Raw genomic sequence first — 20,955 nt, 5'->3', positions numbered from 1 at the left:
ACTGGGGATTCATGGCCGAACCGGTCGACGACCCCTGGGGCGACAGAGACGGTGAGGGGTGGAAGACCCCGAAGGAGGAAGTGAGCACACTCATCCAGCAGCTCACGGCCGTCGGTCACCACACCCGTGAGATCGTCGAGGGCCACCAGCTCGACGACCGGGCGTCCGTCGGCGGGCGGTTCGCGACTCCTGCGGAGGCTCCCCAGCTGCATTGGATCCTGCTGCACGTGCTGCAGGAATACGCGCGGCACGCAGGGCACCTGGACATCGTTCGCGAGCTGACGGACGGCTCGACGGGCGAGGAGGGCTGACCACGGCGATGTCGGCCCCAACACCGTTCACGGCTCGCTGCCGGGGCGTCCGGCGCGTGCGTAGCGGCCGGCGAGCACCTGCAGCCACCCGGTCAGCTCGGGTGACTCATCAGGGGCGATGGTGAAATCGGCGCCGAGCATGCCCAGGTGGACGGCGAGGAGCTCTGGCGAGTCGGACCCGACCTCGAGCCGGCAGCTGGACTCGTCGAGCGGTTCGATGGTGGCCGGCCACGGCAGGCGTGCTGACACGGCGTCGGCGGGCGCGGAGACGGTGACCCGTGCGCGGTAGGCCCACGTCGCCGTGGCGAGTGCCCCGGAGACCCGGTCTCGCACTTCAGCATCGGAGAGGTCACGCGGGACGAACCGGGGCCCGGCAGGCAGCCGGAGCCGCATGCGGTCCACCCGGAAGGTGCGCCAGTCGCCGCGGTCGACGTCGTGGGCCAGCAGGTACCAGCGGCGCCCCGAGCTGACGATGCGGTGCGGCTCGACGACGCGACGGCTCTCGGAACGGCTGTGGGACGCGTAGTCGAACCGAAGCCGTTCATGGTCCCGGCATGCGTTCGCGATCGCCATCAGCATCTCTGGATCAACCGCCGGCGTCGCAGCGGCATCGGGATGGACCGTGACGGTTGCAGCAGTGAGGGAGGCCACCCTGCGACGCAGACGCGTTGGGAGGAGCTGCTCGAGCTTCGTCAGCGCCCGGATCGACGTCTCCTCGATCCCCTCGATGGCACCCCCCGCAGCTCCACGCAACCCGATCGCGACGGCCACGGCCTCCTCGTCGTCGAGGAGCAGGGGAGGGACCGCGGCACCCACACCGAGCCGGTAGCCACCGCCGACACCGGGCACGGCATCCACGGCGTAGCCGAGCGCCCGAAGGCGTTCCACGTCGGTGCGGACCGTGCGGGCGCTGACCCCGAGGCGCTCAGCCAGCTGGCTTCCGGTCCAGTCGCGGCGGGACTGGAGCAGGCTGAGCAGGCGCAGCAGCCGGGCGGAGGTCTCGAACATCTCTCAAGTCTGCGTCTTATCGCGGAAGAAAGCCTTCCGCAATTGTTCGTAGCGTGGTCGCATGACGACAAACACCGAACCCAGCGCGACGCCGCCGAACACGACCTCCTCCGCCGTTCGCCCCTTCCGGGTCGACATCCCGCAGGCCGAGGTCGATGACCTCCAAGCCCGACTCGCCGCCGCTCGGTGGCCCTCGACGCCGATCGCCGCAGACGACTGGAGTCGCGGAGTCCCGCCCGCCTACCTCCGAGAGCTGGCCGACTACTGGCGCGACGGCTTCGACTGGCGTGCCCAGGAGGAGGCGCTCAACGCATTCCCGCAGTACACGACCGACATCGACGGCCAGACCATCCACTTCCTCCACGTCCGGTCCGCCGAGCCGGATGCCCTGCCGCTCATCCTGACGCACGGCTGGCCGAGCTCACCGGTCGAGTTCACGCGACTCATCGGACCGCTCACCGACCCGCGAGCCCACGGCGGCGATCCGGCCGACGCCTTCCACGTCGTCATCCCGAGCCTGCCCGGCTACGGCTTCTCGACGCCGCTCTCGGCCGCCGGCTTCAACCTCTTCGGCGTCGCTCAGGCGTGGGCCGAGCTGATGACACGCCTCGGCTACGAGCGGTTCGCCACCCACGGAACCGATGTCGGGTCGGGTGTCGCCGGCATGCTCCCGATGGTCGCCCCCGGACGCGTCGTCGGGATCCACCTGACGGGGACCGCCGCCGCGGCGCCGTTCGACCCGGCACTCGACCCAGAGGCCTTCGAGGGTCTGGATCGGGACCGCGCCGCGCGGCACAACGTCTTCCGCGAGGATGGCATCGGATACCTCGCCATCCAGTCGACGCGCCCGCAGACGCTGGCCTACGGCCTGCATGACTCGCCCGTCGCCCAGCTCGCCTGGATCGTCGAGAAGTTCCACGAGTGGACCGACCCAGCCAAGCCCCGCCCTGACGAGGCCGTCGACCGCGACCAGCTGCTGACCAACGTCAGCCTCTACTGGTTCACCGGCTCCGGGGCCTCGACGGCGCATGCCACCTACGACGGCATGCGGGCCTGGCGCGAGTTCGCAGCCCAGCAGGCCGCCGGTGACGCGGGCTGGGGTACAGACGAATCAGGGGGCGAAAGCGCTTGGGGTGCAATGCCGCCAGCACCGCCGACCGGCGTCGCAGTCTTCGCCGCGGACACCACGATTCGCGGTCTGCTCGACCCGACCGGCACGATGGCCCACTGGTCCGAGTTCGAGCGCGGCGGCCACTTCCCGGGCATGGAGGTGCCCGACCTTCTCACCGAGGACCTGCGGACCTTCTTCCGCACGGTGCGGTGAGGCCCACACCGCCCAGCTAGCGCGCCGCGTCGAGGAGGCGGGTGCCGAGTGCACGGACGTGATCGACCAGCTCCGGGGGCTCGTGCACCTCGAACGAGACGCCCAACTGGCCAACCCACACCGCGAGCTCATCGAGGGAGTTCGAGCCGGCCCTGACGACGCAGCTGTCGTCCGTGGCCGGTTCGACCGTTGCCACGGTGGGCGGCATTCGCGTCTGGACGTCATGCGCGGGCGCGTGCACGGTGAACCGGCCGTGGTAGCGATAGGGGTGGATGGAGATCTGCTCCGACACGTAGCGGGTGATGTCGCCGCCGGGCGGCTCCCGGGAGGCGAAGCGTGGGCCGTTCGGCGTGCGCAGGCCCATCCGGTCGACGCGGAACGTGCGCCAGTCACGACGTCCGGCGTCCCAGGCGACCAGGTACCAGCGGCGCCCTGAGCTGACCAGCCGGTGCGGCTCAGCCGTGCGGCGGCCCTCGACTCCGTCGCGGGCGCGATAGTCGAACCGCAGACTCTCCCGGTCGTCAATGGCTGTGGCGATCGCTGTGAGCACGGTCGGGTCCACGCCGCTCACCGGTGACGCGAGCTGGACCACGGCCGAGCGGAGGGCGCCGACGCGATGCCGGAGCCGGGACGGCAGGACCTGTTCGACCTTGATGAGGGCACGGACGGAGGTCTCCTCCATCCCGGCCACGCCGGAGACCGCCGCGGTGCCCAGTCCGACCGCGACAGCCACGGCCTCGTCGTCATCGAGCAGCAGGGGCGGGACGCCGGCTCCGGCGCCGAGCCGATACCCAGGCGTTCCAGCGGTGGCGTGCACGGTGTACCCGAGGTCGCGCAGACGGTCCACGTCGCGGCGGATGGTCCGGGCTGAGACACCCAACCGCTCGGCAAGCTCCGCGCCCGGCCAGACCCGTGGCGTCTGCAGCAGCGACAGCAATCTGAGCAGCCGCGCCGAGGTCTCCAACATGACCCACAGCCTAGGCCCGAACCTGTCCTAGCTGGTCTCTACCGTGAGAGCCATGAACGACCACCAGCAGGTCCACCCGTTCCGCATCGACGTCCCCCAAGCGCAGCTTGACGACCTGCGTGAGCGGCTCGCCGCAACCCGTTGGCCGGACGAACTGCCCGGGGTCGACTGGTCCTACGGCGTGCCCGTCAGCTACGCCCGCGGGCTGGCCGAACACTGGCGCACCGAGTTCGACTGGCGCGCGGCCGAAGCCGAGCTGAACGCGTTCCCGCAGTTCACCACACGCATCGACGGCCAGAACATCCACTTCCTGCACGTCCGCTCACCCGAGCCGGAGGCCCTGCCCTTGATCATCACGCACGGCTGGCCCGGCTCGGTAGCCGAGTTCATGAAGGTCATCGGGCCACTCACCGATCCCGCTGCGCACGGCGGCGAGAGGGCCGACGCATTCCACGTCGTCGCCCCGTCGATCCCCGGGTTCGGCTTCTCCGGGGCGACCACCGAGCCCGGCTGGGATCTCAGCCGGGTCGTCCGCGCGTGGGCCGAGCTGATGAGCCGCCTCGGCTACGAGAGCTACGGCGCACAGGGCGGCGACAGCGGCGCAGTCATCTCGCCCATGCTCGGCCGCGCCGACAGCGCGCACGTCGCGGGGGTGCACGTCAACGGCGGTCTCGGGTTCCCCACCGGTGACCCCGCAGAGTTCCAGGGTCTGACCGAGGCCGAACTCTCCCGGCTCGGCCAGTACCAGGACCAGGACCGCTCCGGCTACGCGGTGATGCAGGCGACCCGGCCGCAGACCTTGGCGTTCGGCCTGCACGACTCGCCGGCGGGGCAGATGGCGTGGATCGTCGAGAAGTTCAAGGAGTGGACCGACCCGGCGCGCGAGCTGCCCGAGGACGCGGTGGACATCGACCAGCTGCTCACCGACATCAGCATCTACTGGTTCACCGGCACCGCCGCCTCGTCCGCCCGCCTCTACAAGGAGAACCAGCAGAGCTGGGGCGCTGCCGCCGAGTACTCGAGCCTGCCGCACGGCGTCGCCATCTTCCCCGGCGACCCGGGCGTGCGTCGGATCGCCGAACGCGAGCACAACGTCGTGCACTGGTCGGAGTTCGCCCGGGGCGGCCACTTCGCCGCAATGGAGGCGCCAGACCTGCTCGTCGAGGACATCCGGGCCTTCTTCCGCATGGTGCGCTGAGGCTGGAGGTTCCTTGGCTTGGACCTACCCGCTCCTGTGCTCTGTGCCTGGGCCCCGCGTGCCAGAGGCGCACCATGTCGCGCCTCTGGCACGCGTTGTCGGGCAGCGGCCTTGGTGACTCGAGTGATCTCGGCTCAGTGATCGTCCTGTGTCGCCGCCGCACCCTCACGGGCGGTGGCCAGGAAAACCGGATAGGTCACTCCCTCTCGAGTGATGTGGGTGCAGTCCGTGATGGTGACGTCGACCAGCCGCGCCTGGTCGAGCGCTGTCGCGAGCTCGCCCCGGTCGAAGCCGTGATGGCCATCGAAGTCGTGGGTGTGGAATGAGCCGTCCTCCCGGTCGAGGTCGGCGATGCACAGATGGCCTCCCTCGGCGAGCATCTCGGCGAACGCCGCGAGCACTACCGGGAGGTTGCGGACGTGGTGCATGACCATCGATGACACGATCAGGTCGAACGGCTCGGAAGGCGCCGGCTGGTTCTCCAGGTCCAGGTCCCAGACGCGAGTGTCCGGGGGCATCGCACCCGAGCCGATCTTGTCGCGCAACACGGCTCGCATGCCGGCGGAGTTGTCCGCAAGCGTGACTCGGCCGATCCCCCCGGCCGAGGCGATGAGCGCCTGGGTGACGAGAGCCGTGCCCGCGCCGTACTCGAGCAAGCGGGTCGCCTGGCCCAGCGGCACCGCTGCGCTCACCGCTCGGGCGACGTCCTCTGCCTGCCTCACCTTCTCGGGGTCGTCGTCCCAGGTCGCAGCCTTGTCATCGAAGTGCTCGGTGCCCATGCAGCCAGCCTGCCACGGTTGCGCTCTATCCCGCGTCGGGTGCCTCGGGATCGTGACGCTCGGGGAGCGTCGGGTAGTCGGGGATCGGGTAGATGCCGACCGCGAGGCCGTAGGTCGTGTCGCCGGATCGGGGGAGACGGTCGTACTCCTCGACCAGGTCACGAAGCCGCTGCCAGAACTCGCTCGCCTGCTCGGCCGTGAGTCGGGCGTGTCGCAGGAAGGCCCACAGGAGGCGCTCTTCGTACGCCGCGCGTGACTCACGTGCGGCCACCTCGAAGTCGTTGAAGTCGAGGGGCAGCTCAGGGCCCTCCGCGTTGACAGAGATGGTGACCGTGCGAGCGGCCCGGCCGTAGAACCGCTCCTCGACTGCCCGGACGCGCCGGGTGCGCACCACCTGCACCAGACCCGCATCGTGCAGGACGGCAACGTGGTGGGCGATGGTGCCCTTCGGTCGGCGCGTCGCCTCCGCCAGCTCTGCGACCGACGCCGCTCGCTCCGTGAGCAGCCCGAGGATGGTCGTGCGCAGCGGGTGGCCGAGCGCGCGGACCTGGTCGGGGCGGGTCAGGACCAGGCGGTCGGCGATCTCGTGGCCCGGCGGCGGGATGGTTGCAGGCACGCTCCGGGGAGCCGAGGGGTGACGCGTCACGGATATCAGACTACAGTTGTCAAACGATCCACATTTCTCGATCGTTGGAGGCCGATGATGACTCAGGTGCTGCTCTTCCACCACGTGCAGGGACTGACCCCGGGCGTGCACGCGATCGCCGACGCGCTCCGCGAAGCGGGGCACACGGTGCATACGCCCGACTTCTTCGACGGCCGGACCTTCGGCTCGTTGGACGACGGCTTCGCCGCCTTGAAGGCCAAGGGGCCTGACGCGCAGGACGTCTGGGCCGACAAGGTCGCGGGTGCCCTACCGGCGGACATCGTCTACGCCGGCGTGTCGCTCGGCGTCATGCCCGCGCAGCGCCTTGCCCAGACCCGACCGGGCGCGCGGGGCGCCGTGTTCCTCGAGTCCTGTGCTCCGGTCAGCGCGTTCGGCGAAGGCTGGCCGACCGGCGTCCCGGTGCAGGTGCACGGCATGGATGCAGATCCGTTCTTCGCCGGCGAGGGTGACGTCGACAACGCCCGTGAGCTCGTCGCCCAGGCCAACGACGGCGAGCTGTTCGTCTACCCGGGCGACGCGCACCTCTTCACCGACTCATCGCTGGCGAGCGGCGACCCCGCTGCCACCGCCACCGTCCTCAGTCGTGTACTCACGTTCCTCGAGCGCGTCTGAGCGGGGCCGGACCGCTACTGGCCCGTCCGCCCATCGATGCACTCGCGCAGCAGGTCGGCGTGGCCCGCGTGTCGGGCGTACTCCTCGAAGACGTGGACGAGGACGTCCCGGATCGAGACGCGCTCGCCATGGAGGTCCACCTGCCCGCCGAGGTCGCTGGCGGGGAGGGTTTCGAGCCACTCGTCGGACTTCGCGATCTCCGCCTTCCAGGTCGCGAAGGCGTCCTCGACGACAGCGTCTCGCGGTTCGGCGCCATTGAAGTCACGGTCGAAGTCGTCATCGGTCTTGTAGAGCCGCGGCGCTTCGGTCCGGCCCTGGATCACCCGTTGGAACCAGTGGTTCTCCATCTGGGCGAGGTGGCGGACGAGGCCCAGCAGGCTCAGGGTGCTCGGCGGCACGGAGCGACGAGCGAGCTCGTCGGCGTTGAGGCCCTCGCACTTCATTTCGATGGTGAGACGGTAGTTGTCGAGGTACTCGCGGTACGTCGGCAGCTCGTCGACGGGGTTGCCGTAGGTTCGGGGGTCCAGGTCAGGAGTCGTCCACCGGTCGCTCATCGCTCGATCCAAACGGAGGGCGGCACAGGGAGGCAAGAGCTATCGGATGCGCGATCGCGCGCACTCCATGACTTCATCGAGGTCAAGGCCGTACGCAAGGCGTCCCGTCGCGGCATACGCGGCCAACCGCTTGGCGGCCCGATCCGAGAGTCGCTCCGCGCCGATCCGGTTGCCGCGGGCCGCGTGGGTGATCGCCACGCAGATCTGGGCCAGCCCTTGCCACAAGTCCCGCTCCTCGGCGGGCCCTGCCTTCCAGCGCGCTTCACAGACCTCGTGGGCCGCGAACGGGCGTCCGGCGTCGACGAGCTCTCGAGCTGCCCTGATGGTCTCCTCGGGCGGCAACGGCTCCTCGGAGACGGGCTCGACACCATCGGCGCCATAGGGCAGGGGGCGACCCAGCGCGTCGCGCGGCCGTGCTTGCCGTGCGCGCCCTTGCGCATCGCGGTCGCGCCCAGATTCCGTCACGACGACAGTTTCCCAACATTGCAGCCCTGGTGGGAGCGTGGGGTTCGTGATCGGCCAGAAGCGCGACTTCGTCCTCGAACAGGTGCGGGTGTTTGATGCCTCGCCAGAGCGGGTCTTCGCACGGTTCACCGAGCCCGCCCAGCTGGCCAAGTGGTGGGGGCCACACGGGTTCACGACACCGGAGATCGACCTCGACCTGCGCGTTGGTGGCAGGTTTCGCTTCATGATGCAGCCGCCGGATGGCGAAGCGTTCCATCTTTCTGGGGACTTCCTCGAGATTGACCGACCGGACCGGCTCAGCTTCAGCTTTCGCTGGGACGAGCCCGATCCCGACGACCGTGAGACCGTCGTCGTCCTGTCGCTGGAGTCCGTCGACGGAGGCACGAGAGTGTCCTTGTCGCAGGGCGAGTTCGCCACTCGGGATCGGCTGGAGCTGCATCGCCAAGGGTGGGCCGACAGCTTTGACAGGCTCGACGCCGTGCTCGAGACGCCAGACCCGTGACTGGCCCCTACGCTGATGACGTGACGGGGCAGCAGCTCAGACCTCGGGTGCTCGTCATCGGGCTGAACCCGTACAAGGTGCCGGGGCCGTGGGACCCCCAGCCGGTCGCCGAGGGGATCGAGGCAGGCGAGACCAAGTTCGCAGAGCATGGGGTGGGCGCACAGTTCTGCCTCTTCGGCCTGGACGGCAGCGACAACCCGGAGGAGATGGTGACGGCAGCACTGCAGTCGCAACCGTGGGAGTGCGTGGTCATCGGCGGGGCAGTACGCCGAGCCGAGGAGCGGCTGGGACTGTTCGAGCGGGTCATCAACCTGGTGCACCGTCACGCCCCCCGTGCGGCCATCGCTTTCAACGCGACGCCGTCCGACACCTACGAGGCAGCCGCCCGCTGGATCGACTGAGAGGGGCACAACGGGCTGAGCTGGCGTGCGCAGGGAAGCGAGCTCAGCGGCATACGACATTGGCCGTATGCCGCTGACTTCCCTTCCAGCGCACCGGAACTCGCCGGCAGGTGATGTCATTGAACCATGCCCGCACCCCCGCTCGAGGAGACGGCCCTCATCATCGTGTGCATTGCCGCCGAGGAGGCCGTCGCCGGTTACCGCCGGCGCTATGACCTCGCCGCGCAGTTCGGCGTGCCCGCGCATGTCACCGTCACGTACCCGTTCAGGCCCCCTGCCGACCTCGGCGAGGACGACCGAGCCGCTCTGAGGACGCTGACGGCCGGGTTCGCGCCGTTCACGCTTGAAGGCCGTCGGACGGGCTGGTTCGACGACAGGGTCGTGTTCGTTGCGCTCGAGAACCCTGCACCGGTAGTCGAGTTGACCAATGCAGTCACACAGCAGTTCCCCGACTTCCCACCGTACGGAGGTGCGTTCGACGAGGTGGTCCCGCATCTGACGGTGGCGCACGACCAGTCCCACGACGTCCTTCTCTCCGCGGAGAACGAGGTGAACAGGCGGCTGCCCTTCACGATGGAGGTCGACCGAGTCGAGCTGTGGGCGGGGCCTGCCTTGACTGGTCCGACCCGACGTGAGTGGCGGCGCATCGACTCGTTCGCCTTGGGCTAGTCATCCGGATGGGGGGTCGAACGCGGAAACGGGCGGGGTCGAGTGTCGCTGGCTGCATAAAGACTGGCCCTACGGGCAGACAGTTGGCACGGTGGAAGGACGGCCTGGCAGGACCGTGACAGACACCACCCTTGGAAGAGGACGCCATGCCAGAACTGCTCGTCGACTTCATCACCTCCCTCGACGGATACGGTGCCGCCGAGGGCTGGCCCGGCTGGTGGGGCCTGGAGGGGCCCGAGTACCTCGCCTGGCTGGGCGAGCAGCCGGACGACTCCACGATCCTCATGGGGGCCACCACCTACCGCCTCATGTCCGATCTCGCCAATGCGGGGGAGCCGGGCACAGATGTGCTGGCGGGGCGGTCCAAGGTCGTCTTCTCCACCACCTTGACCGAACCGCTCGCCTGGCCGAACACCGAGCTCGTGTCTCGACCTCCGGTAGAGGCGGTTCGGGAGATGAAGGAATCAGGCACCCAGCCGTTGACCACGCTGGGCAGTCTCACGCTGTGCCGCTCCCTGCTCCGTGCCGGCCTCGTGGACCGGTTCCGGGTGGGCGTCTTCCCGGTCATCACCGGGAGCACCGGGCGAGACCGGATCTACGACGGCTACCCCGATGTCGCGCTCGACCTGGTCGACAGTCGCACCTTCGACGGCCAGATCCAGATGCTCGAGTACGTCCCCAGGGTCCTGGCCGGACCGCCGGGAACGACCAACGCCAACGCCTCGGGCTAGCACTCGTGCACCGTGGACCTCGTGGGCCAGTCCGACCACCACGGCAGCGGGCCGAACTCACTGAAGAACCCTGCGGTGACTGTCTCGCATGTGGCGGATGGTGGGGCGACAGCGGCCCCAGCGAACGACTGGTTGACCTCGCCCGCGACGTCACCGTCCTGCTTGCCGAGGCGAGCTGCGCAGAGCGCGTCCCGGATGACGTGGTCGGCGTGCTGTCCAGCGCCACCGACGCCGGCACCGCCGCGACCCGTGCGGGCGTAGGACAGCTGCTCCTCACGCATCTGGCGCCCGACACCGACCCGGGCGCCTCCCTCCGATGCGGTCGCCAGGCCTTCACCGGTCAGGTTGACGTCGCGCGGCCCGGTTGCGTGCTCGCCCTGTAGGAGGGCGGGCGATCATGGCCGGGTCGACCAGCGCGGCCGGTGCGTGCCCCTCGACGAGGTCGTCGACGAAGGCGGCGAAGCGCGGGCAGGCGGCGATGTCGTGGGCCCGGCAGCGGAGGGCATGCTCGGTCATGGCGCGTGACCGCTCGATGCTCCTGGCTCGCTCGTCGAGGTCGCGCAAGTGCGCCTCGAGCACGTCGTGCCGACCGCGCGCCTCGGCGTCGAGGAGGACACCGATCTGCTCCAGTGACATTCCAGCGGCCTGGTTCCTCAGGATGACGGCGACGCGGACCAGGTCCTGGCGGCCGTAACGACGGTACCCGGACGCGTCCCGTTCGGGAGCCATGAGGCCGAGCGACTCCCAGTGGCGGAGCACGTTGGTGGGCAAGTCGAACCGGCTGGCCAGCTCACCGATGGTCCAGTGGTCCGACGACGCTCTTGCCTTCATGTTGACATGAAGGTACACGCTGGTCGCGACACCCACCAAACCATCATGAGGAGACCTCGACATGGAGCGAACGCAGCACCACACCAACCGGACCGACGTCGCGATCATCGGCGGTGGACCCGCCGGACTACAGGCCGCCCTGACCCTCGGTCGGATCCACCGCGACGCCGTCCTCTTCGACGACGGCACGTACCGGAACGCACAGGCGGCCCACATGCACAACGTCGTCGCCCACGATGGGACACCACCCTCGGAGTTCCGCGCCGTCGCACGTCGACAGCTGGCGGCCTACGACACCATCACCGTGCGGGATGTGAGGGTGACCGATGTCCTCGAGGCCGACGGGGGCTTCCGCCTCGTGCTCGCGGACGACTCCGTGCTCACGGCCGAAGCCCTCGTTCTCGCGACCGGCGTGCGGGACGAGCTGCCCGCGATCGACGGGCTCGATGAGCTGTGGGGCGACCTGGCCGCTCACTGCCCGTTCTGCCACGGGCACGAGTTCAGCGGACAGCGCATCGCGATCCTCGGGGCCGAAGCGGCACCGCACCTCTCGGCCCTGCTGGGGCCGATCGCCTCCGAGCTGCTGGTCATGACCCACGGAGAGAACCTGCCTGACCCATGGTCGGGCCCGGCAGCCGTCCGCGGTGAGAAGGTGCTCGGGCTGGATCGGTGGGACGGCGGTGTCCGCGTGCGGTTCACCGAGGGGGATGACGAGCAGGTGGCAGCCGTCTTCGTGGCCGCGGCGTTCCACCAGTCGGCGCCGTTCGCGGAGCGTCTGGGACTCGAGCTCAACCCATCCGGCTGCGTCCGCATCGACGAGCTCGGGCGCTCGAGCCTGCCAGGCGTGTTCTGCGCCGGAGACATGGCTCACCTTCCGGCTCACCCGAAGCCGATGGCCTCCGTGACGATCGCAGCTGCGGCGGGCCAGCTCGCCGCCAGCGCGGCGCTGATGCACCTGATGTCGTCGGGGGATTGAGGACCGGCACGGACGGCGCCGGGTGTGGGCTCAGCCGTCAGGCATGGAGCGGCGCTGGCCGATCGCGTGGTCGACGAACGGGAAGGCGAGCGAGCCGGCGCGCACCCACCACTCCATGACGTCGTACCTGAGGCGGCCCGCCTCCACAGATGGGTCGGCGTCCGACAGCCGCGCGGCCTCAGGCGCTTCGCAGGCGAAGATGGACATCCCGCGATAGGACGGATCGCTCTGCTCGTCGAAGGGCCCGTTGACCACCAGCACGCCCTGACGACCCAGCTCGGCCCGGTAGGCGAGGTGGCGTGTCTGCAGCTCGTCGAGCTCCGCGTCCGACAGCTCCGGCGCATCGGACGGGCGCCGCAGGATGACGACTGTGTAGACGTCGAACACGTCGGGGACGTTGGGATCGCGAGGCACCGGTTGCGCTCCTTGTCTGCGCGGCATGGCTCGGCCCATTGTCGCGCGGACTCGATGGCCGGAGAGCGCGGGCGAGTGCTCAGGCGTCGCTGCGAGTCCCGCCGACGGGAGCGGCATGATGGACCAGCGGTTCAGGCGCGGCCAGCCAGGGCACTGCGCCTGCGAGGCACACGAGGCCCGTGACGAGGAAGGCTGCGCCGAAGCCGAAGGCGTCAGCCACCAGGCCGACGAGGATCGGACCGACGATCGCGCCGCCGTCCTGGGCCATCTGGAACGTCGACAGCACCCTGCCTCCGTTCCGCTCGTGCCCGATCACGTCGGCGACGGCGGCCTGCTGGGCCGGGTTTGCCAGACCAGCCCCGACACCGGAGAGCGCCGAAAACCCGAAGAGCACGGCGAGCCCGAGACCGACCGACAGGGCAGGGTGCTGCGCGAACGCCAGCAGGGCCATCGACGTCCCCATCACCACGAGTCCGCCGATGACGAGCGGCCGGCGCCCGATGCGGTCGGCCATCTTGCCCGAGAACTGCAGCGTGACCGCGGTGCCGACGGCACCGATGGCGAGCGCCGCGCCCGCAACCCAGGCCTGGTCGAGCACCGCGGTGGCGAGGAGTGGCAGCACGGCCATGCGCACGCCGAAGTTCGTCCAGCCGTTCGCGATGCCCGACGCGAGGACGGCACGGTAGACCGGCGACCGCCAGGCCTCGGCCAGGGTCACGACGTCCTGCTTCGCCCGCTCCTCGAGCGGCTGCAGCCGGGCACCGCCCAGCCCGATGGCCACCACGGCTGCGGCGATGAGCAGCGCAATGGCATAAACGATGAACGGAGCCCGCAGGCCCCAGCCGGCGAGCACGCCGCCGAGGACCGGGCCGATCATGCCGCCGATGAGGAACGCCGACGCATAGGTCGAGGACACCCGCCCTCGAGCGCTCGGCGGCGCCAGGCGGACGAGCAGCGCCATCGCCGAGATGGTGAACATCGTCGACCCGATGCCACCGAGCCCGCGGAAGACGAGCAGCTGGACATAGGACTGGGCAAAGGCCGTGGCGAACGAGGAGATCGCGACGATGACGAGCCCGGCCAGGTAGACGGGCCGCTCCCCGAGGCGGCTGACGAGCTCTCCGCCGACGGGCGCGAAGACGAGGCGGAAGAAGGCGAAGGCCGAGACGATGACCGAGGCGGCCGCAACCCCGACGTCGAAGGAGCGGGCGTACGCCGGCAGGACCGGCGAGACGATCCCATAGCCGACGGCGATGACGAACGCCGCTCCGACGAGGATCCAGATCTCCCGCGGAGTCCGGGTGGTGCGGACGGGAGGGCTGGGCATGGACATCGAGTCATTGTCGCTGACGCCAGGCCCGGCGCCGGACGGCACCCCGCCGGCGCGGCGGGAGCCGAGCTGGGCGGGCCGTCAGCCTCTTGGCGTCCGTGCCACAAATTCGGGGTCCTCCGCCACGTGTCGCAGGAAGGACCAGAACACCACGGCGGTGACGGCCGCCAGCACCGCGAAGGGGACGACCACTGCAGCCGAGGCAATCTCCGATGAGGGGTCGGCACGGTTCCCGAACCACTGGTCCACGGCCACGGTGGCAGCCTCCAGTGTCCAGAACGCGAGCGCGGCGCCACAGATGACGTAGCCCCAGGGACGGTGGTGCCACAGCTGCCACGCGCCGAATGCGATCAGCGGCAGCCAGAACGCCAGGTCCTGCAGGTAGGTCGGCACCGTCGCGATGCCCATGCCCTCGACGAGGTCGGGCATTCGGTCGCTCACGGTGGCGGGCACGATCCGGCCGAGCCAAGCGAGGGCGTTGAGGACGACGGTGGCGCCGAGATATACCGCGATGGGTCGGACCCGCATCCCCGGGCCGCACTTCCGGGCTACACCGTCGGCGTCGACCGACCGAGCCACGGCGATCAGGGTCGCCACCGCGAGACCGAACGCCGCCACGTAGAGCAGGAAGAGCCGGTTCATTGGCGTCGCGGTCAGCAGCATGAACGAGTTGTAGACGAGGAACATCGACATGCCGCCCCAGACGAACAGCCACCTCGTCGAGCCCCGGCGAGTGCGCTGTGCGGCAAGTATGAGTGCGGGCGCGGCGACGAGGAACATCATCAGGGCGGTGCCGCGTGCGGACCCCTGCATGACCCCGGGCCCGACCAGGAACCCTCCGAAGAAGGTGAGGCAGCCGGCCGTCGCGGCCACCACCGCAAGGGCCGCGGAGAGGCGAACCGCGCCCCGAGATGTCGTCTCCCGTGAGGTGGTGGGGATGCGCTGATCGATGGCCATGGTTACCTCCCGTTCGTCTCAGTTGACCAACGCCGGACAGTCCTCCGGTAGGGCCGAATGTCCCGCTTCGTCTGGGAGTGAGCTCAGCGGCATACGGCATGTGGGATGTGATGCTCCGCAAAGCGGAGCAGGATCGGAGGACACTCCTCACATGGGGAAGTACTCACTGCTCTACCGCTTCGGCGTGACGCCCTGGGAGCGTTACGGCCCCGCGGCCGCGGCCAGCATCACGGCGTTCCTGGACCGCGAGGAGGTCGACCGCACTCGACCGCTCGGCCGCGCGCTCGACCTGGGGTGCGGGCGAGGGCAGTACACCCCGGAGCTGGCCCGCAGAGGCTGGGAGACCGTCGGAATCGACGTGGTACCCAGCGCAATCGAGGCGGCTCGTCGCAAGGCGCCCGACGGGGTCAGCTATGTCGTCGGCGACGTCACCGACCTGCCGTCGGCCGACCTGGGCACGTTCGACTTCTTCCTCGACATCGGCTGCTTCCAAGGACTTGACGCCGCACAGCGCGACGCAATGGGACGGGGCGTCACCGCGCTGGCCAACCCGAAGGCGACACTGCTCATGCTCGCGTTCGGGCCCACCCGGCTGCGCTCGGTGCTGGAGGGCGTGACGCAGGCGGAGGTCGAGGCCGCCTTCCCGGAGTGGGACCTTCTCGTCATCGATGCAGCAGACACGGCGGGGCTGGGCTGGCCGATGAGTCGGTCTGCGCCACAGTGGTATCGGCTCCGTCGCGCGACCTCGCGGCATCCCTGACCCACGAGCCCTTGATCAGGCGGAGGACACGGCGCCCCGGGACAGCTCGGTCCTCCGCTCCAGGGCGAGCCGCCTGATGCGCGTGATGTCGTCGTCGGTGAAGACGCCGTTGACGCCGGAGATCGTCGCCAGCCGCATGCCGTGCTTGAGACCGAGCTGGTAGATCTCCTTGACCTTCTCCCACTCGATGTCGCGGCCGACGGTGAACGTCTCGTAGCGCCCCTCCAGGGCCAGCACCACGGTCTCGGCGAGACACGCGTAGGCGACCCCCTTCGGCAGGCCGATGTTCTTCATCCGCACCTCGCCGGGCAGGTCGATCTCACCCGACTCGACCACGAACACGTCGGGCCGCTTGGCCACGTCCTCCGCTGACAGGTCGAGGGGCCTGGCCACATCGGTGATGACGCACCCCGGCTTGACCTTCATGATGTCGAGGATTCGCTTGCCGGCTGCCGAGGTCGCGGTGACGATGACGTCCATGTCGCCGAGATGGCGTCCCGGCGAGGAGGAGACGTGCACTTCGGCGCGGGGGTTGTCGCGCTGGACCTCCTCCTGCAGGGCAAGGAGCTTGGCGCTCTCGGGCGAGACCATCCAGAGCTCGTCGCAGGCCAGGGCGAGCAGTCGCGCACACACGGATCCGATCGCGCCGGTCGCCCCGACGACCATCGCCTTGCCGCGCATCCTCCCCTCCGCGTCGACCTCGATCAGCCCCAGCCGTTGGAGTGCCTCGTGCGCCGCCCACAGCGCCCCCGAGGCGCTGTAGCTGTTGCCCGTCGTGACGGGCAGCGGCGCCCGCTTCGCCACGGTGACGCCGGCATCCCCCACGACCTTGGTGAACGCGCCGAGGCCCATCACCTGGGCGCCGAGCTTCTTCGCGGTGTCCGCCGCCGCGAGGAGCTGGCCATAGGTGAACTCCGGGCTGTGCGACAGCAGCTGCTTGGGGGTGCCGCCCACCGTGATCAACCAGCCCTCCGCCTCGGCGCCAGTCGGCGAGCTGACCCCCGTGACGCGGCTGTAGGTGAACGGGGGGACATAGGCGACTGCCTTCTCCACGGCGTCCATGACGAAACCCGGCAGCACCCTCCGCATCGTCCGCAGCGGCTCGACCTTCGACAGGTACTCCTGGCTCAACGGGTGGATGACGAAGGCGAAACGGCTCTTGCGCCGTGGACCGTTCGGTTGCAGCACTCGCGGCTCGAGCCCCGCCGCGTGGATCGCCTCGACGAGACCCGTCCCAGCAAGGCGGCCGGGCCGCGCGCCGGCGATGAGGATCGCCTCGAGGACCGCGTCGTCGACGGTGATGTCGAAGGGCTGCGGGGTGGGATCGACGACCATGTCGACGTCGCGCCGGGCGAGCTCCGCCAGCTGGTCGGGGGACACGGCCGAGGTGATGACCGTCTTGCCCCGGAGGTCCTCGAGCCCGAAGGCGACGAGCGCCTCGTAGGTGGCGATGACGACGTCTGAGTCCCGCGCCGCCTTGCGCGCGAATGTCTGGCTCACCGGGCCGGGCGCCCGGAGCAGCGCCTGAACCCGTCCCGGCAGCTGGCGGACCGGCCACAGCCCCACGCTGGCGTACGAACCCACGACCGGCACCGACTCGACCCGCTCCATCAGGTCGATGAGCAGCGGGTCGGAGGTCGTGATGTTGTCCGTGAACTCGTGGATGATCCGGGCCGCCCTGGTCTGGTCGTCCTCGCCGAGGACGACGACCCGGGCGTTGTTGAAGTATCCGGGCAGGTCGCTCTGGACGTGGCGGATCGCCCACTCCTGCAGGACGTCACGCAGCCGGTTCCCCGTCGTCACCGGCACGTCGGCGCCTGGCACGTCGGCGCCTGGCACGTCGGCGCCTGGGGCGTCGGCGCCTGGGGCGTCCAGCCGCTCGATGGTCTCGAGATCCCCCTCGAACCTCCCCGTGGCACGCACCTCGCGCAGCCCGGTGATGGCGATTGCGCCGGCTTGGCCGGCCCAGGTCTCGACGAGGTCGTGCACCTCCTGCACGCGGCCGTTCGTCCCGATCCGCAGGATCCGGTAGGGCTTCCCGAGCAGGGTGACCCGCTCCTCGTAGTCGCCCTCATGGCCGAGGAGGCTCACGTCGACGATGAGGGTGGGCTCACTGGGCTTGGCCGTGCGTCGCTTCGTCGCCATGTCACACCATCGCCCTCGAGCTGACCTCGGGATGATCGACCATGAAGTCCAGCAGCCGGTCCACGTACCTGCTGAACGGGGGACACTCGACGCCGGTCCCGGCGAGGTCGCGCTGCGTGTTCACCGTCGAGTAGGTCGTCGGCGACGCGAAGTAGTCGACGAGCTCGGCCGGGAGCCCGAGCAGTCGCGACACCCCGGGGACGGTGTCGATCGCCGCACGGGCGAGTCCGGGGAACGTCGGTACCCAGACGACCCGCTTGCCGAGACGGTCTGCGAATGCGTCGACGATCTCCCGAGCCGTGGGGGCCTGCGGGTCGGCCAGCGCGTAGGTCCGTCCAACTGACTCGTCGATGACGGAGAGCTCGTCCATCGCCGAGACGACGAAGTCCCGCGGGACCAGGTACACCCGGACGCGATCGGGGTCGGCGAGCCGCGGGACGAGTGCGACGGGTCCCTGTCGCTTGAGGAAGCTCGCGAAGAAGTACGGGCCGTCGAACTTCTGCGTCTCACCGGTCTCCGAGTCTCCGACGACGATCCCCGGCCGGTAGACGGTCGCCGGCAAACCGCGGTTCATCGCCTGGCGGACGAGGAGCTCGGCCGTGAACTTCGTCGCCTCGTAGTGGTTGCGGAAGGCCTGGCCCTCGTCGATCGCGTCCTCGCTGAACTCGCCCGCAAACGTGCCGCTGACGTAGCAGGTGCTGACGTGGTGCAGCCTCGGCGGTGTGGGCAGCGACCAGCACAGCTCGAGGATGTTGGCGGTCCCGCCGACGTTGACGTTGCGCGCCAGCTCGTGGGCGACGTGGAGGTCGTACACGGCGGCGAGGTGCCACACCTCGGTGACCGCGTCGAGTGAGCTGCGGACGTCGGGGGACAGACCCAGACCGGGCACGGTGATGTCCCCCGCGACCAGCTCGACCCTGCCAGTCGTCTGGGGATCGGTGATCTCGAGCCCACGGATCCGCTCCTCTGCGGTCTCCAGGTACTGACCCTGCACCAGGCACACGGCCCGGGACCCCGGCCGCCGAGCCAGCAGCCGGGGGAGCAGGGCAGATCCGAGGAACCCGGGGAAACCGGTCATCAACAGTGTTGTCACGGCGACCGTGACCTCCTTCCAGCCTGGCGGAGGGTCGCCCTCCACTGGACCCCAGCCTGCACATGCCATCCCCACGGCGCCCGGGACCTTCGTCCCTCTCCTGCGTCACAGTCGTAGGAAGGTCGGGCCGTATGCCGCTGAGCCGGCTTCCGCTTGCCCCCGCATCAGGTGGTCGGCTGGGACTCAGGGCAGGACTGCGGAGGCGTACCTCGCCATGTGGGCTGCCCTCGCCTCCATGGTCATCCCCATGAAGTGGACGACGAACGGGTCCGGCACCGTCGGGCGGGTCGCATAGGACTCCGGATCGGAGTTGTAGCAGCCATCCCGGTCGCGCCCTTCGACGTAGGGCTGGTTCCAGCCTGGCGGGAGCCAGCTCGTCCGGGACAGGAAGGACGAGCCCTCGCCCGGGCCGGCCCAGTGGTAGCGGTCGTCCCCACGCCGCCAACCGAGCGCCGCCAGGACCGCGCCCTGGTCGGCCCACGGGCCCGGCTGTTGGCCGGCCTGCTCCACGGCATCGAGGAAGTCGAACGCCTCGGGACACGACCGCAGGAGCCATACCCCGGTGTTGGGATTGACCCGGTGCTCGTAGGGCACCTGCTCGAGGGCAAGAGCCTGGAAGTGTTCCGGATGCAGGTGGTCGCCGATGTCCTCGTCGAACCGAACCACGAGGGCGTCGGCGTCGAGCCAGAGTGCGCTTGGGTGGTCCGCGAGGGCTTCGCGCAGGAGCGTCAGCTTGGTCCACTTGGCCTGCTGGGCCGTGTCGCTGGCTCCCCGCCCGTCGTGCTCGAGCTCTTCGGCGCGCACGACGTAGCCCCAGCGATCGGCGAAACGCTGGAAGGTCGGCAGGGAGTAGTTGCGTAGGACGGTCCGCATGTGCGGGCCGGCGGCGGTGACGACGACGCCGCGAACCTCACGAGAAGCCATCAGTTCCTCCTCAGCTGCCGCGCCGGGAGCGAGCCAGCTCGAGGCCGTCGAGCAGCACGTCGAGGCCGAACTCGAACTCGGCCTGGTCATCACACCAACCCAGCGTCGCGTCCTCCGCGTCGTGGGTCACCGACGAGAGCATGCCGACGAGGTTCGGCAGCTGCTCGGCCAGCTGCATCAACGTCTCCTCGTTGGCCTCGTCCCCCTCCGGGGTGTCCGGCTCGAAGAGCTCCTGGGTGAACCCGAGGACCCGGCTGCCCAGGGCGTGGAGCGCATGGTGGGCGAGGTCGTAGGAGAACCCGCCTCGCCGCAGGATGGCGAGCACCCCCTCGTAGTAGTGCACCACCGCCGGGATCATCGTCCGGCGCGACTCGATGACCTCTGGCGCCCACGGGTGCCGCCGCAGGACCTCGCGGGCGGCGAGGACGCGCTCGCGCATCACTGCGGCCCAGTCACTCTCGGCCCGGGAGATGTCCAGGTCGGACACCGCGTCGAGCATCTCTCCCACGATGACGTCGACCATGCCGTCGAGCACGCCCTCCTTGTTGGGGACGTGGTGGTAGAGCGACATCGCCTCGACGCCGAGGGCCTCGGCGAGGCGACGCATGGTCAGCGCTGCGAGCCCGTCCGCGTCCACGAGGTCGACGGCGGACCGGAAGACCCGCGCACGGCTCAGGGGAGCCCTCGCCGAAGCGGTGGTTGCCATCGGCGGCCCTCCTCAAACGATGCTTGCCCAACAGCCCAACCCTACGGGCTGGGTGGGCGCCCTCCCTTCCGCCGGAGGTCGTTGGAGTTGTCAGTCGATCCGCACGATGACCTTCCCCTGAGCACGGCCCTCCTCGAGGTAGCGGATCGCCTTGGCCGCATCGGCGAGTTCGAAGATCTCGTCGACCACTGGCCTGACCAGCCCCCGGTGGACGAGGCCGAGGAGTGACTGGAGGGGAGCGGCCTTGTCGCTGGCGATGAAGAAGGGCATGCGGTGCGGGACGAGCGGGGAGAGGAGGGCGGCGCCCACCATGCGCTGCAGGCCGGAGAGCACGCGTCCGGTGCCGTTCTCACCCCCGATGATCAGGAGGGTGCCGCGCGGGGTCAGCAGCCGGCGCAGGCTGCGGACAGTCCGGTTCCCGCCGATGTCGAGGATGAGGTCGAAGGGGCCGATGCCCCTCGTCGTCTGGGCGAGCTCACCTGCGGCGTAGTCGATGGCGTGGTCGGCGCCGAGGTCGCGGACGAGGTCGAGCTTGACGGCGCTTGCGACCGCGGTCACGTCCGTCTCCAGGGCTTTGGCGATCTGCACGGCGTAGCAGCCGACGCCGCCTGACGCCCCGATGACCAGGACG

Annotated in this window: 26 protein-coding genes; 10 read left to right on the top strand and 16 right to left on the bottom strand. The window is 69.8% G+C overall.

From position 1 onward, the window contains the following. Positions 1 to 311: DUF664 domain-containing protein (locus VJN29_RS04045; RefSeq protein ID WP_324142299.1), on the top strand; the 311-nt coding region annotated here is incomplete at its 5' end. A gap of 27 nt (positions 312 to 338) precedes the next feature. Here the strand turns inward: VJN29_RS04045 and VJN29_RS04040 are convergent. Continuing rightward, a complete protein-coding gene (locus VJN29_RS04040) occupies positions 339 to 1,319 on the bottom strand; it encodes a helix-turn-helix transcriptional regulator (RefSeq protein WP_324142298.1) in 981 nt (326 codons plus the stop codon). Between the two features lie 61 nt (positions 1,320 to 1,380). On the opposite strand from VJN29_RS04040, the gene VJN29_RS04035 reads away from it, so the two are divergent. Then, entirely contained in the window at positions 1,381 to 2,643 is a 1,263-nt protein-coding gene (locus VJN29_RS04035) for an epoxide hydrolase (RefSeq protein ID WP_324142297.1), read from the top strand. 16 nt (positions 2,644 to 2,659) lie between these two features. Here VJN29_RS04035 and VJN29_RS04030 read toward each other — a convergent pair whose 3' ends face one another. Further along, the gene (locus VJN29_RS04030; protein WP_324142296.1) at positions 2,660 to 3,610 is read right to left on the bottom strand and encodes a YafY family protein; all 951 of its coding nucleotides are present in this window, start codon (positions 3,608 to 3,610) and stop codon (positions 2,660 to 2,662) included. A 52-nt stretch (positions 3,611 to 3,662) separates the two neighbouring features. Between VJN29_RS04030 and VJN29_RS04025 the strand changes: the two genes are divergently transcribed. Next, the gene (locus VJN29_RS04025; RefSeq protein WP_324142295.1) at positions 3,663 to 4,808 is read left to right on the top strand and encodes an epoxide hydrolase; all 1,146 of its coding nucleotides are present in this window, start codon (positions 3,663 to 3,665) and stop codon (positions 4,806 to 4,808) included. Between the two features lie 134 nt (positions 4,809 to 4,942). Here the strand turns inward: VJN29_RS04025 and VJN29_RS04020 are convergent, their stop codons facing one another. Further along, the gene (locus VJN29_RS04020; RefSeq protein WP_324142294.1) at positions 4,943 to 5,587 is read right to left on the bottom strand and encodes a class I SAM-dependent methyltransferase; all 645 of its coding nucleotides are present in this window, start codon (positions 5,585 to 5,587) and stop codon (positions 4,943 to 4,945) included. 25 nt (positions 5,588 to 5,612) lie between these two features. Next, positions 5,613 to 6,233: a helix-turn-helix domain-containing protein gene (locus VJN29_RS04015; protein ID WP_324142293.1), complete on the bottom strand. Its 621-nt coding sequence runs from the start codon at positions 6,231 to 6,233 to the stop codon at positions 5,613 to 5,615. A gap of 54 nt (positions 6,234 to 6,287) precedes the next feature. Between VJN29_RS04015 and VJN29_RS04010 the strand changes: the two genes are divergently transcribed. Continuing rightward, positions 6,288 to 6,866, top strand: coding sequence for a dienelactone hydrolase family protein (locus tag VJN29_RS04010; protein WP_324142292.1), 579 nt, complete (start codon positions 6,288 to 6,290; stop codon positions 6,864 to 6,866). A gap of 14 nt (positions 6,867 to 6,880) precedes the next feature. Here the strand turns inward: VJN29_RS04010 and VJN29_RS04005 are convergent, their stop codons facing one another. Both VJN29_RS04005 and VJN29_RS04000 read right to left on the bottom strand, forming a co-directional pair. Then, on the bottom strand, positions 6,881 to 7,420 hold the full coding sequence (locus VJN29_RS04005; RefSeq protein WP_324142291.1) for a DinB family protein: 540 nt from the start codon (positions 7,418 to 7,420) through the stop codon (positions 6,881 to 6,883). A 39-nt stretch (positions 7,421 to 7,459) separates the two neighbouring features. Beyond that, positions 7,460 to 7,885 (bottom strand): DUF309 domain-containing protein, encoded by a 426-nt coding sequence (locus tag VJN29_RS04000; protein WP_324142290.1) that lies wholly within the window; start codon positions 7,883 to 7,885, stop codon positions 7,460 to 7,462. 46 nt (positions 7,886 to 7,931) lie between these two features. On the opposite strand from VJN29_RS04000, the gene VJN29_RS03995 reads away from it, so the two are divergent. The 4 genes from VJN29_RS03995 (at position 7,932) to VJN29_RS03980 (ending at position 10,188) form a co-directional block, all read left to right on the top strand. After that, entirely contained in the window at positions 7,932 to 8,387 is a 456-nt protein-coding gene (locus VJN29_RS03995) for an SRPBCC domain-containing protein (protein WP_324142289.1), read from the top strand. Positions 8,388 to 8,407: 20 nt separating this feature from the next. After that, complete coding sequence (locus VJN29_RS03990) at positions 8,408 to 8,788, top strand: hypothetical protein (RefSeq protein WP_324142288.1); 381 nt, start codon at positions 8,408 to 8,410, stop codon at positions 8,786 to 8,788. 126 nt (positions 8,789 to 8,914) lie between these two features. After that, entirely contained in the window at positions 8,915 to 9,457 is a 543-nt protein-coding gene (locus VJN29_RS03985) for a 2'-5' RNA ligase family protein (RefSeq protein WP_324142287.1), read from the top strand. A gap of 146 nt (positions 9,458 to 9,603) precedes the next feature. Then, positions 9,604 to 10,188: a dihydrofolate reductase family protein gene (locus tag VJN29_RS03980; protein WP_324142286.1), complete on the top strand. Its 585-nt coding sequence runs from the start codon at positions 9,604 to 9,606 to the stop codon at positions 10,186 to 10,188. Here VJN29_RS03980 and VJN29_RS03975 read toward each other — a convergent pair. Beyond that, a complete protein-coding gene (locus VJN29_RS03975) occupies positions 10,185 to 10,469 on the bottom strand; it encodes a hypothetical protein (protein WP_324142285.1) in 285 nt (94 codons plus the stop codon). The genes VJN29_RS03980 and VJN29_RS03975 overlap by 4 nt on opposite strands. Before the next feature lie 52 nt (positions 10,470 to 10,521). Then, positions 10,522 to 11,019 (bottom strand): MerR family transcriptional regulator, encoded by a 498-nt coding sequence (locus VJN29_RS03970; RefSeq protein WP_324142284.1) that lies wholly within the window; start codon positions 11,017 to 11,019, stop codon positions 10,522 to 10,524. 61 nt (positions 11,020 to 11,080) lie between these two features. Here VJN29_RS03970 and VJN29_RS03965 point away from each other — a divergent pair, with 61 nt between their 5' ends. After that, positions 11,081 to 11,995: an NAD(P)/FAD-dependent oxidoreductase gene (locus tag VJN29_RS03965; RefSeq protein ID WP_324142283.1), complete on the top strand. Its 915-nt coding sequence runs from the start codon at positions 11,081 to 11,083 to the stop codon at positions 11,993 to 11,995. A gap of 30 nt (positions 11,996 to 12,025) precedes the next feature. On the opposite strand, the gene VJN29_RS03960 is transcribed toward VJN29_RS03965, so the two are convergent. The 3 genes from VJN29_RS03960 to VJN29_RS03950 form a co-directional block, all read right to left on the bottom strand. Continuing rightward, positions 12,026 to 12,409: a YciI family protein gene (locus VJN29_RS03960; protein WP_324142282.1), complete on the bottom strand. Its 384-nt coding sequence runs from the start codon at positions 12,407 to 12,409 to the stop codon at positions 12,026 to 12,028. 79 nt (positions 12,410 to 12,488) lie between these two features. Beyond that, complete coding sequence (locus tag VJN29_RS03955) at positions 12,489 to 13,742, bottom strand: MFS transporter (RefSeq protein ID WP_324142281.1); 1,254 nt, start codon at positions 13,740 to 13,742, stop codon at positions 12,489 to 12,491. 78 nt (positions 13,743 to 13,820) lie between these two features. Further along, positions 13,821 to 14,696: a hypothetical protein gene (locus VJN29_RS03950; RefSeq protein ID WP_324142280.1), complete on the bottom strand. Its 876-nt coding sequence runs from the start codon at positions 14,694 to 14,696 to the stop codon at positions 13,821 to 13,823. A 151-nt stretch (positions 14,697 to 14,847) separates the two neighbouring features. On the opposite strand from VJN29_RS03950, the gene VJN29_RS03945 reads away from it, so the two are divergent. Then, on the top strand, positions 14,848 to 15,456 hold the full coding sequence (locus VJN29_RS03945) for a class I SAM-dependent methyltransferase (RefSeq protein WP_324142279.1): 609 nt from the start codon (positions 14,848 to 14,850) through the stop codon (positions 15,454 to 15,456). A gap of 15 nt (positions 15,457 to 15,471) precedes the next feature. Here the strand turns inward: VJN29_RS03945 and VJN29_RS03940 are convergent, their stop codons facing one another. From VJN29_RS03940 to VJN29_RS03920, 5 genes are all read right to left on the bottom strand, one after another. Next, positions 15,472 to 17,601 carry a dehydrogenase gene (locus tag VJN29_RS03940; protein WP_324142278.1) on the bottom strand — a complete coding sequence of 710 codons (2,130 nt, stop codon included), beginning with the start codon at positions 17,599 to 17,601 and terminating at the stop codon, positions 15,472 to 15,474. Between the two features lies 1 nt (position 17,602). Next, positions 17,603 to 18,694 carry an SDR family oxidoreductase gene (locus VJN29_RS03935; protein ID WP_324142277.1) on the bottom strand — a complete coding sequence of 364 codons (1,092 nt, stop codon included), beginning with the start codon at positions 18,692 to 18,694 and terminating at the stop codon, positions 17,603 to 17,605. Between the two features lie 183 nt (positions 18,695 to 18,877). Then, positions 18,878 to 19,618 (bottom strand): hypothetical protein, encoded by a 741-nt coding sequence (locus VJN29_RS03930; protein ID WP_324142276.1) that lies wholly within the window; start codon positions 19,616 to 19,618, stop codon positions 18,878 to 18,880. A 10-nt stretch (positions 19,619 to 19,628) separates the two neighbouring features. Then, positions 19,629 to 20,324, bottom strand: coding sequence for a TetR/AcrR family transcriptional regulator C-terminal domain-containing protein (locus tag VJN29_RS03925; protein ID WP_324142275.1), 696 nt, complete (start codon positions 20,322 to 20,324; stop codon positions 19,629 to 19,631). A gap of 90 nt (positions 20,325 to 20,414) precedes the next feature. Beyond that, positions 20,415 to 20,955: NAD(P)-dependent alcohol dehydrogenase (locus VJN29_RS03920; RefSeq protein WP_324142274.1), on the bottom strand; the 541-nt coding region annotated here is incomplete at its 5' end.

It is taken from the genome of Intrasporangium sp. (assembly GCF_035280925.1).
GTDB lineage: Bacteria > Actinomycetota > Actinomycetes > Actinomycetales > Dermatophilaceae > Intrasporangium.
Note: the sequence above shows the minus strand (reverse complement) of the source record. Positions and strands in the feature narration are given on the sequence as shown.